Origin of the sequence: Methylophaga sp., from assembly GCF_048266885.1 — a bacterium.
Taxonomy (GTDB): Bacteria; Pseudomonadota; Gammaproteobacteria; order Nitrosococcales; family Methylophagaceae; genus Methylophaga.
Map to the genome: position 1 here is coordinate 44,765 of NZ_JBLWYR010000019.1, position 15,237 is coordinate 60,001.

Annotated in this window: 15 protein-coding genes; 8 read left to right on the top strand and 7 right to left on the bottom strand. The window is 44.0% G+C overall.

What is annotated here, in order from left to right; genetic code table 11:
• The first annotated feature begins 33 nt into the window (after window positions 1-33).
• Window positions 34-1,191 (top strand): cell division protein FtsZ, encoded by a 1,158-nt coding sequence (gene ftsZ, locus ACN0V2_RS10390; RefSeq protein ID WP_417550744.1) that lies wholly within the window; start codon window positions 34-36, stop codon window positions 1,189-1,191.
• 72 nt (window positions 1,192-1,263) lie between these two features.
• Window positions 1,264-2,181, top strand: a complete 918-nt coding sequence (gene lpxC, locus ACN0V2_RS10395; protein ID WP_014706240.1) for a UDP-3-O-acyl-N-acetylglucosamine deacetylase — start codon at window positions 1,264-1,266, stop codon at window positions 2,179-2,181.
• Window positions 2,182-2,188: 7 nt separating this feature from the next.
• On the opposite strand, the gene ACN0V2_RS10400 is transcribed toward lpxC, so the two are convergent.
• Entirely contained in the window at window positions 2,189-2,647 is a 459-nt protein-coding gene (locus ACN0V2_RS10400; protein ID WP_417550745.1) for a DUF721 domain-containing protein, read from the bottom strand.
• 26 nt (window positions 2,648-2,673) lie between these two features.
• Here ACN0V2_RS10400 and ACN0V2_RS10405 point away from each other — a divergent pair, with 26 nt between their 5' ends.
• The 4 genes from ACN0V2_RS10405 to ACN0V2_RS10420 all read left to right on the top strand — a co-directional run bounded on the left by ACN0V2_RS10405 (window position 2,674) and on the right by ACN0V2_RS10420 (window position 8,731).
• The gene (locus ACN0V2_RS10405; RefSeq protein ID WP_417550746.1) at window positions 2,674-3,594 is read left to right on the top strand and encodes a M23 family metallopeptidase; all 921 of its coding nucleotides are present in this window, start codon (window positions 2,674-2,676) and stop codon (window positions 3,592-3,594) included.
• Between the two features lie 139 nt (window positions 3,595-3,733).
• On the top strand, window positions 3,734-6,439 hold the full coding sequence (secA, locus tag ACN0V2_RS10410) for a preprotein translocase subunit SecA (RefSeq protein WP_417550747.1): 2,706 nt from the start codon (window positions 3,734-3,736) through the stop codon (window positions 6,437-6,439).
• Window positions 6,439-7,665, top strand: coding sequence for a bifunctional glutamate N-acetyltransferase/amino-acid acetyltransferase ArgJ (argJ, locus tag ACN0V2_RS10415; RefSeq protein ID WP_417550748.1), 1,227 nt, complete (start codon window positions 6,439-6,441; stop codon window positions 7,663-7,665). The genes secA and argJ overlap by 1 nt, the downstream gene beginning before the upstream one ends.
• Window positions 7,666-7,678: 13 nt before the next feature.
• Entirely contained in the window at window positions 7,679-8,731 is a 1,053-nt protein-coding gene (locus ACN0V2_RS10420; protein WP_417550749.1) for a DUF3549 family protein, read from the top strand.
• 13 nt (window positions 8,732-8,744) lie between these two features.
• On the opposite strand, the gene ACN0V2_RS10425 is transcribed toward ACN0V2_RS10420, so the two are convergent.
• The 5 genes from ACN0V2_RS10425 to ACN0V2_RS10445 form a co-directional block, all read right to left on the bottom strand.
• Window positions 8,745-9,296 carry a pyridoxamine 5'-phosphate oxidase family protein gene (locus ACN0V2_RS10425; protein WP_417550750.1) on the bottom strand — a complete coding sequence of 184 codons (552 nt, stop codon included), beginning with the start codon at window positions 9,294-9,296 and terminating at the stop codon, window positions 8,745-8,747.
• Window positions 9,296-9,844, bottom strand: a complete 549-nt coding sequence (gene def / locus ACN0V2_RS10430) for a peptide deformylase (RefSeq protein WP_417550751.1) — start codon at window positions 9,842-9,844, stop codon at window positions 9,296-9,298. The genes ACN0V2_RS10425 and def overlap by 1 nt, the downstream gene beginning before the upstream one ends.
• On the bottom strand, window positions 9,841-10,482 hold the full coding sequence (locus ACN0V2_RS10435) for a 2OG-Fe(II) oxygenase (RefSeq protein ID WP_417550752.1): 642 nt from the start codon (window positions 10,480-10,482) through the stop codon (window positions 9,841-9,843). The genes def and ACN0V2_RS10435 overlap by 4 nt, the downstream gene beginning before the upstream one ends.
• Window positions 10,483-10,633: 151 nt before the next feature.
• A complete protein-coding gene (locus ACN0V2_RS10440; RefSeq protein WP_417550753.1) occupies window positions 10,634-11,863 on the bottom strand; it encodes a nucleoside recognition domain-containing protein in 1,230 nt (409 codons plus the stop codon).
• Between the two features lie 75 nt (window positions 11,864-11,938).
• Window positions 11,939-13,753 (bottom strand): DEAD/DEAH box helicase, encoded by a 1,815-nt coding sequence (locus ACN0V2_RS10445; RefSeq protein WP_417550754.1) that lies wholly within the window; start codon window positions 13,751-13,753, stop codon window positions 11,939-11,941.
• Window positions 13,754-13,999: 246 nt separating this feature from the next.
• Between ACN0V2_RS10445 and ACN0V2_RS10450 the strand changes: the two genes are divergently transcribed.
• Window positions 14,000-14,203, top strand: coding sequence for a hypothetical protein (locus ACN0V2_RS10450; protein ID WP_417550757.1), 204 nt, complete (start codon window positions 14,000-14,002; stop codon window positions 14,201-14,203).
• On the top strand, window positions 14,196-14,405 hold the full coding sequence (locus ACN0V2_RS10455) for a dodecin (protein ID WP_069295758.1): 210 nt from the start codon (window positions 14,196-14,198) through the stop codon (window positions 14,403-14,405). Before ACN0V2_RS10450 ends, ACN0V2_RS10455 begins: the two co-directional genes overlap by 8 nt.
• A 36-nt stretch (window positions 14,406-14,441) precedes the next feature.
• On the opposite strand, the gene ACN0V2_RS10460 is transcribed toward ACN0V2_RS10455, so the two are convergent.
• Window positions 14,442-15,005: a YSC84-related protein gene (locus tag ACN0V2_RS10460; protein ID WP_417550755.1), complete on the bottom strand. Its 564-nt coding sequence runs from the start codon at window positions 15,003-15,005 to the stop codon at window positions 14,442-14,444.
• Window positions 15,006-15,237 lie beyond the last annotated feature (232 nt).

Genomic DNA, 15,237 nt, shown 5'->3' on the forward strand with positions numbered 1-15,237 from the left:
AGTAATGTTAGTAATTGAAGAGGGGAGAAGATCATGACATTTGAATTGATTGATACATACACAGCAAATGCAGTTATCAAAGTCATCGGTGTAGGTGGCGGTGGCGGTAACGCGTTGGAACACATGGTGGCCAATAAAATCGAAGGTGTTGATTTTATTTGTGCTAATACTGATGCACAGGCTTTACGTAAAAGTAACGCCACTACGCATTTACAATTAGGTACAGATATCACTAAAGGTCTTGGTGCTGGTGCCAACCCGGATGTGGGTCGTCAGGCCGCACTGGAAGATCGCGAACGTATTATGGATGTGATCCGTGGTGCTGACATGGTGTTTATTACCGCCGGTATGGGTGGTGGAACGGGTACGGGTGCCGCACCAGTGGTTGCTCAAGTAGCAAAAGAAATGGGTATTTTGACTGTTGCTGTCGTCACCAAACCTTTCCCATTCGAAGGTGCTAAAAGACTGAAAGTTGCAACAGCGGGTATTGAAGAGCTTGGTCAACATGTTGATTCATTGATTACCATCCCCAATGAAAAATTGCTGAAAGTGTTAGGCAAAGAAATGAGTTTGCTCAATGCCTTTAAATCAGCAAATGATGTTTTATTGGGTGCTGTACAAGGTATCGCTGAATTGATTACCCGTGAAGGTATGATCAACGTCGACTTTGCTGACGTACGCACCGTAATGTCCGAAATGGGTATGGCAATGATGGGTACTGGTCGTGCTTCAGGTGAAAACCGTGCAGCAGAAGCCGCCAGATTGGCCGTTTCAAGTCCATTATTGGAAGATGTCGATTTGGCTGGTGCCCGTGGTGTATTGGTCAATATCACTGCAGGTCTGGATATGAGCATCGGCGAGTTTGAAGAAGTCGGTAATACCATTAAAGAATTTGCCTCAGAAGACGCAACAGTGGTTGTTGGTACCGTCATTGATCCAGATATGACCGACGAGTTACGCGTAACCGTTGTTGCGACAGGTTTAGGCGCGGCAAGAGCCGCTGTAGCTAAACCAGTTGAAACCAATTCTGCGCCGCAAATTGAAATTGTCAAAAAGCCCGTAGATATTGATTACGATGAACCAACTGTTTTACGTAATGGTCGTAACAGCGACCACAAACAAGCGGCTAATGGTGATGTCAATATGGATTACTTGGACATTCCAGCATTCTTACGTAGACAAGCTGACTAACGTAGATGGTGAAGTGGTATAAGCCTATGATATTATTCTTCGATGATTAAACTAGTGAGGGGGTAAAACACCTTGATTAAGCAACGAACATTGAAAAATGTGATTCGTGCCACAGGTGTAGGATTACACAGCGGTGAGATGGTTTATTTAACGCTGCGTCCAGCTGCCCCTAATACTGGCATTATTTTTCGTCGAGTCGATTTAGATCCTGTGGTTGAAATCGAGGCCAAAGCTGAAAATGTGGGTGAGACAGCCCTGTCAACCACATTGATTCAGAATGGTCAGCGAGTTTCAACCGTGGAACATTTATTGTCAGCCTTTGCTGGGCTGGGTATCGATAACGCTTATATTGATTTAAATGCAGCAGAAGTGCCCATTATGGACGGCAGTGCCGGTCCTTTTGTATTTCTGGTGCAATCTGCCGGTATTGAAGAACAGGCAGTTGCCAAGCAATTTATTCGGATCAAAAAGTCTGTATTACTGGAAGATGGTGATAAGTGGGCCAAGTTTGAGCCTTTTGAAGGTTTCAAGGTCTCTTTTACGATTGATTTTGAACATCCAGCTTTTACTGGCCGACCACAACAAGTTGATGTTGATTTCTCCTCCACATCATTTGTTCGTGAAGTCAGTCGTGCTCGGACGTTTGGATTTATGAAAGATATCGAAAAATTGCGAGAAATGAATCTGGCTTTAGGTGGCAGTATGGATAATGCCATCGTGGTCGATGATTTCCGGGTGCTAAATGAAGATGGTCTGCGTTACGAAGATGAATTTGTGCGTCATAAAGTGCTTGATGCCATCGGTGATTTGTACTTGCTAGGCCATAGTTTGATCGGTGCTTTTGTTGGGCATAAGTCTGGTCATGAAGTAAACAATCGTTTATTACGCAAACTTATCGCTCAGGAAGATTGCTGGGAATTGGTTACTTTTGAAGAAGATGCGGATGCTCCGATTGTTTTTAGTCGTCCCGCTGCTTCAATAGTAAGTTAGGACTAGTTTATTTTTCAGTTTCACCAGAAGATTTACCTCGCTTAGCGAGTTTATGCAGCGCTGTTTTGAGCTGACCATCGTCTAACCCGGCGGCGGTCTGAGCAATCAGCGCTGCATTGTTATTAGACATATCAATAATATTGGACTTTGCTGAACGTTGGGATGGGTAGTTGGGTTTTACCCTAACTTCGACACGGACAATTTTCTCTGATAACTGGCTAGAAAAGGTTTTACAAATGGTGGCGGAATGGAAGCGTAATAGGCTTGCAATTGCCGCATTTTCTGTATGGATGATGATTTTGCAATCTTTCATATTCGCCAACTGGCAATGGCCTGCGAACTGTGAAGGTAAAATTTCTTGCAGAATGCTGTTAAGCTGAGTTAATTTTTGGGCGCGCTTCGACATTTGCTGTAAATGCTGATTTGTCTGACAAACAGTAGTGAAATGAAGCGGTTTATTTGACATGTCTCAAACCCGGGACGAGGATAAGTATGCAGATTATCATAATATCCGCCGACAATACCGGCCACAAGCATTGGCATTTAAGCCGAACGCGACTGATGCTTTTAACAATATTTCTTTTATCTATTACCATTGCAATTACCGTCTCGGCAATGAAGTTTATAGATGAAAAGACCAATACGACTGCAACAGAAGATTCAAAGTTTTTCCCTACTGCTCAGCTGCTTACCCCTAAATCCCCCCCTTACTCCATCAGTGAAAACACTACTGAAAATGAAGCCATTCAAGGTTTTTATGCGCAGCAACTGGGTGGATTACAAGCCGAAGCGATTCGTTTAAAAATGCTCAGCCAACGGTTAGCTGAGATAGCTGGATTTGAGTTAAGTGATTTTGATTTAGAATTCGCACCTGGCATGGGTGGCATTGAGAAGTCTGGCGATTGGTTATCCAACGCCGAATTTGAAGAAAGTTTGGTTCAGCTATCACAAGACTTTGCTGATCAACAAGATACACTAACTGCTTTGCAGGATTATTTAATCACTAACGATAATATTACCGGTGCAATACCTACCGGCAGACCGGTTGATGACGGATGGATTTCATCTTTTTATGGTTATCGTGTTGATCCGTTTAATGGTAAAAAAGTGTTTCACGATGGAATAGACTTTGCCGGTAAAACTGGAAGCGCCGTTATTTCCGTTGCCGATGGTATTGTTAGTTGGGCCGGTATGCGTGGTGGTTACGGTGGGCTAGTGGAGATCGATCATGGCAATGGTTACATTACTCGTTACGCACATAATAAATCACTCGAAGTGAATACTGGTGATCGCGTCAGCAAGGGAGATGTGATTGCGTTGATGGGGTCAACTGGCCGCTCAACTGGCCCCCATGTACATTTTGAAGTTCTCAGAGACGGTAAATCCGTTAATCCTTTTAATTACATCGAATAATACTTCTTGCAATTGAAAAATTTGCCACCACTTAAAAAAAGTGTGGCAGGTCTTTCGATCTTCTCAACAGTACGCGTTATAATCACGCGATTAATCTAACCGTCGACAATTCGGCACAATTCAACAGGTAGTTTTAGTCATGGTAGGCAAGTTTTTCAGTAAGGTTTTCGGCAGTCGTAATGAGCGTGTAATCAAAAAACTGCAGAAACAAATTGGCCTAATCAATGCGTTGGAGAGTGAATACGAAAAACTTGACGATGCCGCTCTCAGAGCTAAAACAATTGAATTCAAACAAAGACTGACTGACGGTCAAACCCTTAATGATATTTTGGTAGAAGCTTTTGCTGTCGTTCGTGAAGCCGGCAAAAGAGTGATGGAAATGCGTCATTTTGATGTGCAGCTAATAGGCGGCATGGTGCTAAATGATGGCAAAGTCGCTGAAATGAAAACGGGTGAAGGTAAAACACTGGTTGCAACACTAGCGGTTTATCTGAATGCACTGACGGGCGAAGGTGTTCACGTTATTACAGTCAATGATTACTTGGCAAAACGTGATGCGGCATGGATGAGCAAGCTTTATGGTTTTCTTGGTCTCACAACAGGTGTGATTGTCAGCGGTCTGAGTGGTGATGAACGTCGTGAAGCCTATGCGGCAGATATCACCTACGGCACAAATAACGAGTTTGGTTTTGATTACCTTCGCGATAACATGGCTTTTCGACTTGAAGATCGGGTTCAGCGGCCATTAAATTTTGCCGTTATCGATGAGGTTGACTCGATTCTGATTGACGAAGCCCGCACTCCGTTGATTATCTCCGGTCCAGCCGAAGACAGTTCAGAACGCTATGTACAGATTAATAAATTAATTCCAAATCTGACTAAGCAAGAAGGCGAGGAAGAAGAGATTACTATCCCAGGTGATTACACTGTCGACGAAAAAAATAAACAGGTGCACTTCACTGAAGCTGGTCACGAAAAAATTGAGCAATTATTAACTGATGCTGGTCTTTTAGACCCTGAGGCAAGTTTATACGATGCTGCCAATATTGGTTTGATGCATCATGTTACCGCCGCTTTACGTGCACATGTGTTATTCAACAAAGATGTTGAATATATCGTTCAAGATGATCAGATTGTTATCGTCGATGAATTTACCGGACGTACTATGCCAGGCCGTCGTTGGTCAGAAGGTTTGCATCAAGCCATTGAAGCTAAAGAGGGTGTAAAGATTCAAAATGAGAATCAAACCCTAGCATCAATTACTTTCCAGAACTATTTCCGTTTGTACAAAAAATTGTCCGGTATGACCGGTACCGCTGACACCGAAGCTTACGAATTACAATCGATTTATGGTTTGGAAGTTGTCGTCATTCCGACACATCGTCCAATGCAACGTAAAGATGAAGCCGATCGCATTTATTTAACTGCAAAAGAAAAATTCGACGCGATTTTGTTGGATATTCAGGAATGTATTAAACGTCAACAACCTGTGTTGGTTGGTACTGCCTCGATCGAGAGTTCAGAATATCTGGATAAATTGCTGACCAAAGCCAAAATTCCACATGAAGTGTTAAACGCTAAATTCCATGAAAAAGAAGCCCACATCATTGCCGAAGCAGGTAAACCTGGTTCGGTAACCATTGCGACCAATATGGCTGGTCGTGGTACTGATATTGTGCTTGGTGGTAGCCTCGAAGCCGAGATGGATAAATTAGCTGAGGATGCTGATGAAGCTGCCAAGGCCAAAGTCAAAGCTGATTGGCAACAACGCCATGATATGGTTTTGCAGGCGGGTGGCTTACATATTATCGGTACTGAGCGTCACGAATCACGGCGTATTGATAATCAACTTCGCGGTCGATCTGGTCGTCAAGGTGATCCCGGTTCAACCCGTTTTTACTTGTCGCTTGAAGATAATTTGATGCGAATTTTTGCCTCCGAACGCATGTCCGGCCTGATGCAAAAACTGGGCATGGAAGAAGGCGAAGCTATTGAACACCCTTGGGTCAGTAGAGCCATTGAAAATGCTCAACGTAAAGTTGAAGGACATAACTTCGACATCCGTAAACAATTATTGCAATTCGATGATGTCGCTAATGACCAACGTAAAGTTATTTACGAGCAGCGCAATGAATTAATGGCAGCAGATGACGTATCTGAAACCATTATCTCAATGCGTAGAGGTGTAATTGATGATGTGATCAGTCTGTATGTTCCACCAAACAGCATTGATGAACAATGGAATATCAGTGGATTGGAACAGGCATTACGTGATGATTTTGCCTTGGATCTTGATATCAGCGGTTGGTTGGAAGCGGACGATACCCTGCACGAAGAAAACTTGCGTGAACGGATTATTGATGAAGCTGAAGCCGCCTGTCAGGCGAAGGAAGCTACGGTTGGCGCCGAATTGATGCGACACTTCGAAAAAGCCATCATGCTGCAGACGTTGGATACCCAATGGAAAGAACATCTGTCTCAAATGGATTATTTACGTCAGGGCATCAACCTTCGTGGTTATGCACAAAAAGATCCTAAGCAGGAATATAAGCGCGAAGCTTTTCAGCTTTTTACCGCTATGTTGGATAGCTTAAAACATGATGTTGTTAGTTTGATTTCTCGGGTTAAGGTGAGAGCGCCAGAAGATGTTGCAGCAGTTGATGAACAACGTCGTCAATCTGCTGATGTTGAGTACCAGCATGAAAGTGCTTCCACAGAAACGGAAGCAGAGCAACCTTCTGCCAATCAGCCTTTAACTCGTGATGGCAAAAAAGTTGGCCGCAATGATCCGTGTCCATGTGGCAGTGGTAAAAAGTTCAAAAACTGCCATGGCGCATTGAACTAATGGCAGTCAATTTATCTGCACCTGCAGCAAATGAATTAAAACTAATAAATGGCATCAGGCTATCCACTGCTAGTGCTGGTATTAAAAAACCGGGTCGTCAGGATGTCGTTTTAATTGAACTGGCACCTGGAAGTCATACCGCAGCGGTATATACCCGTAATGCTTTTTGTGCGGCACCCGTACTAATCGCTAGAGAACATCAGGCACAAACTGCAACGCGTTTCTTACTAATTAATTCTGGCAATGCTAATGCTGGAACGGGGGACGCTGGTCTAATTGATGCCAAAGCGTGTTGTCAGGCTGTAGCAGAACAAGGTGATTGCCATGCTGCTGCTGTACTGCCTTTCTCTACAGGGGTGATTGGTCAGCCATTACCGGTAGAAAAAATAACAAGCGTTTTACCTGAAGCATTTACGCAATTAAAAGCTGATAACTGGTTTGCTGCGGCTCATGCGATTATGACAACCGATACTATTGCCAAAGCCCGTTCAGTTGAACTGTCATTAAATGGACAGCAAATCACACTGACAGGCATCGCCAAAGGCTCAGGCATGATTCGCCCTGATATGGCCACAATGTTGTCTTACATCGCCACTGATGCGGCGATAAGCCCGTCAATATTACAAAAGATACTTGAAGTTTCGATGGAGCAGTCTTTTAACAGTATTACCGTTGATGGCGATACCTCAACCAATGATGCCTGCATCCTCATTGCAACTGGTAAGGCTGGAAACTCAGTTATTGATGATATGGATAGCGCGGATGCACATCAGTTTATTGAGGCTTTAAATAATCTAAGCCGATTCCTAGCCCAAGCTATTGTTCGCGATGGTGAAGGCGCGACTAAATTTATTAGTATTGATGTTCAGCAAGGCACTGATGAAGACGAGTGTAAGCAAGTCGCCTACACCATTGCACACTCACCGCTGGTTAAAACGGCATTATTTGCATCAGATCCGAACTGGGGTCGGATTCTGGCAGCGGTTGGTCGAAGTGGCTTGCCCAATCTGGACTTATCGAAAATCGCCATTTATCTGGATGACGTGTGTATTGTTGATGGCGGGCAACCTGCTACCGACTATACTGAAGAAAAAGGCCAACAGGTTATGTCTCAATCTGAAATAACCATTAAGGTAAAACTTGGTAGAGGCGGTGTAAGCAAAACAGTCTGGACTTGTGATTTCTCCTACGACTACGTCAAGATAAACGCTGAATACCGTACCTGATACGGGGCAAGCTATGGATATTGGACAGATCAACACGCTGAGTAAATTTCTGCGGCAAAGTGGAGCGCAATATCGGGTGTTTGATATGGGCCGTCGTGTCTGGAAATTAACGCCGGATCAGTTTGTCAGTTTTGATAATTGTCAGAAACCTTATCCTTATCCTTTTAAACGGCAAGCCCAAATAGGCATTATTTTCTGGCATCCTGAAGCCCCTCAACAACAATATGTCTGGTTTTTACAGTTCCCATTGGATGAGCAGGGCTTATTGATCCCCGATGCGCGAGATGCATTTTTAATGATGCTGCTAGAAAGATTGGGCGAGGCCATGCTGGCCGCTGCTGATGGTGAAAAAATTCAGGGGGCTTTGATGGATAGCCCCTATAGCTTTAAACCTCGTCAAGATCGAATGGCTGCATTTAATGCGCATGCTACTTATGCTCTGAAGTTATCACCATCAAAATATTACGATAAGGCCTATAAGTATTTCACCGGTGAAGTTTCATTGGATAAATGGCCAGGGTTGGCGATGCAAGGGCTTGCCGACTTTGCTATTCGGTTAGATTCTGATGAAGGCACATTAGGACTGATTCAAACGCTTTCTAAGTTACCGCATGAGCCATTTCATAATCTCTGCGTATTGTTGGAACATGGCATGCCAGCAGCTGGTGTAGTCGAAATATTAGCCCAACAAGTAGATATCCAATTACAGGAAAAACAGCCGGATACAGTCAAAATTATTTCTTGTTTACGGGCGGCGTCTAATAGTCCTGCCCGGGGTCTTGTCGAACGTATGGTGATGCAGGTTTTAAAGCATCGTTGTAGCCGAGAGATTGAAGTATTGGCAATCATTAGTGGGCGTATTTGGCTGGCGTTGGCTAAACCACCTATCTGTGAATTATATCTTGAGCAACTTGCTCATAATGACGCTGGGCAACCAGGCTTTAGTCAATTATTAGCTGATTTGTTATTTATCCCGGGTATGCGTGAACCGATTATGCAGGTTTTGCGTAATCCAAAGCGTTCGGAAACTCTGGCAAAAGCTGTGGGTGAAATGTTCGGCCATTAGTAAGTCGAAAAGGCTAAATATTCTTTTTGACAATATCGGTTTCCAGCCCATCCACCGTGATCTGATTTTTTTCCCGCCAATAGTCTTTAATACCAGTTTCACCTTTGCGCTCAGCCCAGTTATTCAGTAGCTCGCGTTCCCCAACATAATCCAAATAGGGAACAGCCATGCCACAAGAGGTTTGTACCAAATCAATATCCAGAATAAATATCTGCCTAGCACCGGGCAACGCATCAAATAAACCATAAAGTGATTGCCACTCAGGATCCTTATGATGAATCGCCCGAGCCTGCCCGTAGAGTCTCAAAATCAAAGGTTTGCCTTCAAAAGCACAAAACATCAGAGTCATCCGTGGATTTTGTTCTATATGTGCAGCGGTTTCGTTGCCGCTACCAGTCACATTCAACCAGATCACCTGATTACTGTTTAACACCCGTAATGAGTCCATCCCTTTGGGTGAAACGTTAACTCGACTGTCAGCCGTAGCCGTTGCCACGAAAAACAGATGCTGTTGGTGAATAAACTCAATTAAGCGATCAGACAAGCTATCAAATTGTTGTGCCATTACTTAGTATTGCTCCTGGCTTTTTCAGCCAGCATTGAGCGCCAGCTGGATTCGGTCATCATATCCATTGTCGATTCCACACGATCAACAAAGACTTTTCCATCCAGATGATCCAGTTCATGCTGAAACAGCCTAGCCATGAAATCATCATATTTCACCTCTATGTGAGTACCATCACGTAAGCTGTATCGGACTTCAATCTGCTGATAACGAGGCACCAAGGATCGCAATCCTGGCACACTCAAACAACCTTCCCAGTCTTTTTCAACCGCCTCGGAGTGCCATATAATTTCAGGATTTATGACACAGGTTGCCGGCATATCCGGTGCGTAGGGATAACGTTCGTTAGGATGACTCGACATAATAAAAAAGCGTTGATTAATACCAACTTGTGTAGCAGCAATACCCATACCGCCGCGTTGCTGAACAAACGCAATTAACGCATCAATATTCTGTTGCAGAGTTACATCGTGTATATCGATGACTGGAACAGCGACGCGACGTAGATCGGTTTGGCCTAATTCCAAAATCTCAAAGTTTGTATTCATATCATTGGTGCCTGCAGTGGATCGTGAACTCGAAACCATCCTGCGATACTGTAACGATCACGATTGGCCAGTAACACTTCGTGAGGAAACTGCTCACTTAAAAACACAACAAAAGTGCCCAGTTCGGGTTCAACAGAGGTGATCAGACTATCATTATTGAGATCATAGATCTGTAATTGCCCGCCATCCTGCGTCTGCCAGAAAGGATTTAAATACATCACCGTCGTTAATATGCGGTTTGATTGACCTTTAAAGGCATCTAAATGGCGTTTATAGAATGCACCACTGGGGTAATGTGCATAATGCGCTTCATAATCAAACAGGCCTAAAAACAACCGTTGATTCATGGCCAGGCGGAAATCTGACATATGGTTGAGATAGGCCTGATCAACGTGATTGTTCGGATCCAGCCAGCGAGTTTCATCGCTGCGAATGGTTTCGTTTAATTGATGCTTTTGTTCTCGACCAATGCCAGCCAGCTCTAGAGCATTATGCTCATCCAGACGGGCAACCCGTCGGTATAAGTCATGAGTTAATGCTGCCGGCAATAGATGTGGCAGAATGCAGTAACCGTGAGTGCTCAACGCGTCAGCGATCAGATCAAATACAGCATAATCAACAACAGATTGAGCGTTCAAAAAAATGAATCTCCAGAAGAGTAAATAACTTCATTATTAGGGTGGATGTTAAGCTAAGCCTTTGAACGGGCGATAAAATGTAGCAGAATTTGAGTTTTATTGAAGAAGTTTTTTTGTGGTTAAGACTAACCAGCCAATTACCGGTTATTAATTAACCAAAAAACCAATACGCGACAACAATTGCGGCAGTGATGCCAGCAACATCTGCGGCCAAACCACAGGCGACAGCATGACGAATTTTCTGAATGCCGACCGCACCAAAATAAACAGCCAAAACATAAAAAGTGGTTTCAGTACTGCCCTGAACTATCGATGCTAGACGCCCAGCAAACGAATCCGCACCATGGACTTCCATGGTATCAATCATCATGGCTCGCGCACCGCTACCGCTAAACGGTTTCATCAAAGCGGTTGGCAATGCATCAATAAACCTGTCATCCAATCCCACAGCGACCACCACAGCGCGAATGCCCTCTGCGAACAGATCCAGTGCGCCACTGGCACGGAAAACCCCAATGGCAACTAACATGGCAACCAGATAGGGAATAATCATTACTGCAGTTGAAAAGCCTTCTTTTGCACCTTCAATAAAGGCTTCATAGGCATTTACCCGTTGCCAAGCTGCTGCAACGATAAAGGCAATCACCAGTGAAAAAATTACCACATTACTGATGATTGCTGATTGCACTAGCATTTGTTGTTGTTCCAGACTGGCAAAATAAGCCAGTAAACCAAATACAAAAGCACTGAACCCACCCAGATACATCAGCACAACCCGATCCAGTAGATTGATCTTCTGTACCGCAGCGACAGTTATTAAACCTATCAAGGTTGAAAAATAGGTGGCAATAAGGAGGGGAATGAACACATCCGTCGGATTGGCAGCACCCATCTGAGCACGATAGGTAAAAATAGTGACCGGGAATAAGGTGACAGCTGAGGTGTTAATCACCAGAAATAAAATCTGTGCGTTACTGGCGGTGTCTTTTAACGGATTGAGTTTTTGTAGCTCCTGCATTGCTTTAATACCCAATGGCGTCGCTGCATTATCCAGCCCTAGCGCATTGGCTGATATATTCATCACCATTGCTCCCAATGCCGGATGATTCTTCGGCACCTCAGGCATTAAGCGTGTAAATAGCGGGGAGAGGCCACGAGTTAACAATTCGATAAATCCGCTACGCTCGCCAATTTTCATAATGCCCAACCACAGCGCCAGAATACCTGTTAGGCCGATAGCAATTTCAAAAGCCGTTTTGGAAAGCGCAAACAAGGCTTGCATGATCTGGCTGAAGATTTCGCTGTCGCCCAATACCAGCAGCTTAAATAAAGCTACCGCAAAGGCGATCAGAAAAAAAGCTATCCAGATGATATTGAGCATGGACGCTATTGTGGCATGCTTAAAAAAAAAGTCACTGCTAGCAGTGACTTTTTAAATGTTGAAAAACGTTATTTTTTAGCTTTTTTTGAATTTCTTGGCCGGTTTGTTTTTTGGACCATCTTTACGATCTTTACTGAAGTTACGTCGTGATGGACGATCTGCAGCACTTTCTGCAACAGCTTCATCGGTTGCCAGACTCATATTCAACTGCTTACTGTTGACCCAAATCTTACGTAATTGCTGAAACATATCTTTTGGCATGCCTTGTGGCAGGTCAATCAGACTATGATCTTCGTTGATAGTAATGCGACCGATAAACTGACTTTCGATACCTGATTCATTGGCAATTGCACCCACCAGATTACGTGGTTCAATTTTATCTGCACGACCCACTTCAACACGGTAAGTATCCATATCTGGTTCATTAGGATGTTGACGAGCTGGGCGCTTCTCACGTGGTGGACGTTCATCACGATTGCCACGAGCTGATCGTTCACCACGATCACGCTCTTGGCGTGGTGCGCGTTCACGATCTTCACGAGCTGGACGTTCGGTAACATGTTTGACCGGTTTTAACGGACGATCTTTTTGTACTAAAAAGGCTAATGCCGCAGCGATTGCAATTGGATCGGCATCATGTTCTTTTTGGTACTGGCTAATCAATGTTTCGAAATACGCCAATTCTTGCGACTCAATGGTTTCACTGAGTTGTTCCATAAATTGCAATACACGACGATCAGCAATATCTTCGCTACTCGGCAATTGCATTTTGGTAATGACCTGACGAGTCGCTTTTTCGATAGCACTCAACATGCGGGTTTCGCGAGGAGAGACAAACAGAATAGCTTCACCTTTACGACCAGCACGACCGGTACGGCCGATGCGATGTACATAAGATTCAGTATCGTAAGGAATATCGTAGTTGACCACGTGGCTCATGCGTTCAATATCCAGACCACGAGCAGCTACGTCGGTAGCAATCAAGATATCGATACTGCCTTTTTTCATGCGTTCGATGGTTTTTTCACGCAATGCCTGATTCATATCGCCATTGATTGCAGAAGCCGAATAACCACGAGCTTCCAGTTTTTCAGCCAGCTCAACCGTGGCATTCTTGGTGCGCACGAAAATGATCATGCCATCAAAGTCTTCGACTTCCAGAATACGGGTTAACGCATCCAGTTTGTGCATGCCGGTCACTTGCCAGTAACGCTGGTTAATGGTGGTTACGGTTGATGTTTTTGATTGAATACGTACATCGACCGGATCTTTCAGATATTTCTGTGCGACGCGATGAATTGGGCCGGGCATGGTTGCTGAAAATAACGCTACTTGGCGGTTTTCAGGGGTTTCTTTAAGAATGGTTTCAACATCATCAATAAAGCCCATACGCAACATTTCATCGGCTTCATCAAGCACTAATGCTTCAAGTTTATCCAGCTTCAATGTGCCACGACGGATGTGATCCAGAATACGACCAGGGGTACCAACCACGACTTGTGGTTTACGTTGTAATGAACGTAATTGAATACCCATGCTTTGACCGCCATAAATAGGCAGAATGTGGAAATCTTTCAGGTGACGAGCGTAACTTTGAATCGCTTCAGAAACCTGGATCGCCAACTCACGAGTTGGTGCTAACACCAACATTTGGGTGGCTTTGTTTTTGAGATCCAAACGGCTTAACAGCGGTAAGGCAAAGGCTGCAGTTTTACCGGTGCCGGTTTGGGCCTGACCAAGTAAGTCTCTACCAGCCAGTAACGGCGGGATACTTTGCGCCTGAATTGGCGATGGTGTTTCATAACCGAGTTGTTGTACGGCTTGTAAAATTGGAGCGGCTAACCCTAACTCAGCGAATGAGGGTGTTGTATCGTTTTCTGGTGTGGACATTGAATAACCTGTGATGGGCAACTTTGGAAACAAAGCTGTAAAAGTGACATTTGCGAGCGTGCAATTATACGTGCCCGGTCTAGTAAAAGATAGCAAAATCATTCATTTATTTAGAGGGGCATGGTGCTTTAAGCGCATCGAAGTAATTATCAGCAAACTGGTTTTTCAATATCAAGAGAATACCGGTAGAGCTATTTTCAGCGGATGCGTATATCGCGATAGAACATTGAAGACAATTTGGCCAATATGTTTTTTATTGCTACCGGCTTACTGGCAAAATTTGAAATGGGATCGGTTTGTGCCGTATGTGAACAATGGATAATCAGTGGTTTTTTGAGGCATAACTTGATCCCGATGACTTTGGTCAATATGCTGGGAGGCAGTGTTTTTGTGGGTCTGTTTTACTGGTTTATCTATCTTACGCAAATAATAAGGAAATATTATGACTGAACATGTTTATAAACATATTGAAATCACTGGCAGCTCTGCTGAAAGCTCGGATAAAGCGATTGAGAATGCCATTGCCAAAGCAGCAGAAACCGTTAAAAACCTGCATTGGTTTGAAGTAACGGACACCCGCGGCTATATCGAAAACGGCGGGGTCCGGTACTGGCAAGTCACTATCAAACTCGGTTTTCGTATTGAAGACTAGCGTTGGTCGATCTTAAATCGTCACCGCAGCTAGAGGCTATTTATTCAACTTAGTAAACTTGGCGCCTTCGAGCGTCAAGTTATACATTAATCCTTTGTTACTAAAGACAAAGCCCACAATCGGATCTTTGATATCAGTCGTATTGATATCTTCACCGACACCCCATTCAACTACTGCTACCGAGCCATCAACACCAGCTTTCCAACCTTCATTGTCTCGGAATTGTTTTAAAGCCTGATCATTCAAAAACACCAGTATCACGGTTTTTTGCTGGGCGCCCAATTGAAAGCCAATCGAGGCACCAGCAGTGTTGTAATAATCCACCGTGCTGCCGCCGATGCGAAGCGCACCTTCTCCATATTCACCACCAATACCAAATCCTGCTTTGATGACATCAGGAAAAACTAATACACCTTTGGCTTTTTCAAGAAAACGATCTCCACCAGACACTTCAGTTTTGAAACGTTTCAGGGCCTCATCGACTTTGATATCGATTTCAGAGGCAGATGCCGCTTGGGATGGTGCAGATAGGGTAAGCAACGCAAAAGCGAAAAATATCGCGAATAGCACAGGAATATAAAGCGTTTGTCGGCTTAACATGCTGAAAATCCTCAACTACGTTATTGGGGATTCAACATAGCATGCAAACGAAAGAGAGGAAAGTAGGTCAATGCGCTCAAAAGCGCATTGACCATAATAAGATTTATTGAGTCTAGTTATTAATGCCGAGACTTTTAAGGTACTCATCATAAGTGCCGGTAAAGTCAGTGATGCCTTCATTTTCCATATCAAATACACGGGTCGCCAATGACGAGACAAACTCGCGATCATG

Bases quoted from the DNA above. Each gene is read 5' to 3' on its own strand.
- ftsZ (WP_417550744.1), top strand. From the start codon at position 34: ATGACATTTGAATTGATTGATACATACACAGCAAATGCAGTTATCAAA.
- ACN0V2_RS10400 (WP_417550745.1), bottom strand. From the start codon at position 2,647: ATGTCAAATAAACCGCTTCATTTCACTACTGTTTGTCAGACAAATCAG.
- ACN0V2_RS10405 (WP_417550746.1), top strand. From the start codon at position 2,674: ATGCAGATTATCATAATATCCGCCGACAATACCGGCCACAAGCATTGG.
- secA (WP_417550747.1), top strand. From the start codon at position 3,734: ATGGTAGGCAAGTTTTTCAGTAAGGTTTTCGGCAGTCGTAATGAGCGT.
- argJ (WP_417550748.1), top strand. From the start codon at position 6,439: ATGGCAGTCAATTTATCTGCACCTGCAGCAAATGAATTAAAACTAATA.
- ACN0V2_RS10420 (WP_417550749.1), top strand. From the start codon at position 7,679: ATGGATATTGGACAGATCAACACGCTGAGTAAATTTCTGCGGCAAAGT.
- ACN0V2_RS10425 (WP_417550750.1), bottom strand. From the start codon at position 9,296: ATGGCACAACAATTTGATAGCTTGTCTGATCGCTTAATTGAGTTTATT.
- def (WP_417550751.1), bottom strand. From the start codon at position 9,844: ATGAATACAAACTTTGAGATTTTGGAATTAGGCCAAACCGATCTACGT.
- ACN0V2_RS10440 (WP_417550753.1), bottom strand. From the start codon at position 11,863: ATGCTCAATATCATCTGGATAGCTTTTTTTCTGATCGCCTTTGCGGTA.
- ACN0V2_RS10445 (WP_417550754.1), bottom strand. From the start codon at position 13,753: ATGTCCACACCAGAAAACGATACAACACCCTCATTCGCTGAGTTAGGG.
- ACN0V2_RS10450 (WP_417550757.1), top strand. From the start codon at position 14,000: ATGTTTTTTATTGCTACCGGCTTACTGGCAAAATTTGAAATGGGATCG.
- ACN0V2_RS10455 (WP_069295758.1), top strand. From the start codon at position 14,196: ATGACTGAACATGTTTATAAACATATTGAAATCACTGGCAGCTCTGCT.
- ACN0V2_RS10460 (WP_417550755.1), bottom strand. From the start codon at position 15,005: ATGTTAAGCCGACAAACGCTTTATATTCCTGTGCTATTCGCGATATTT.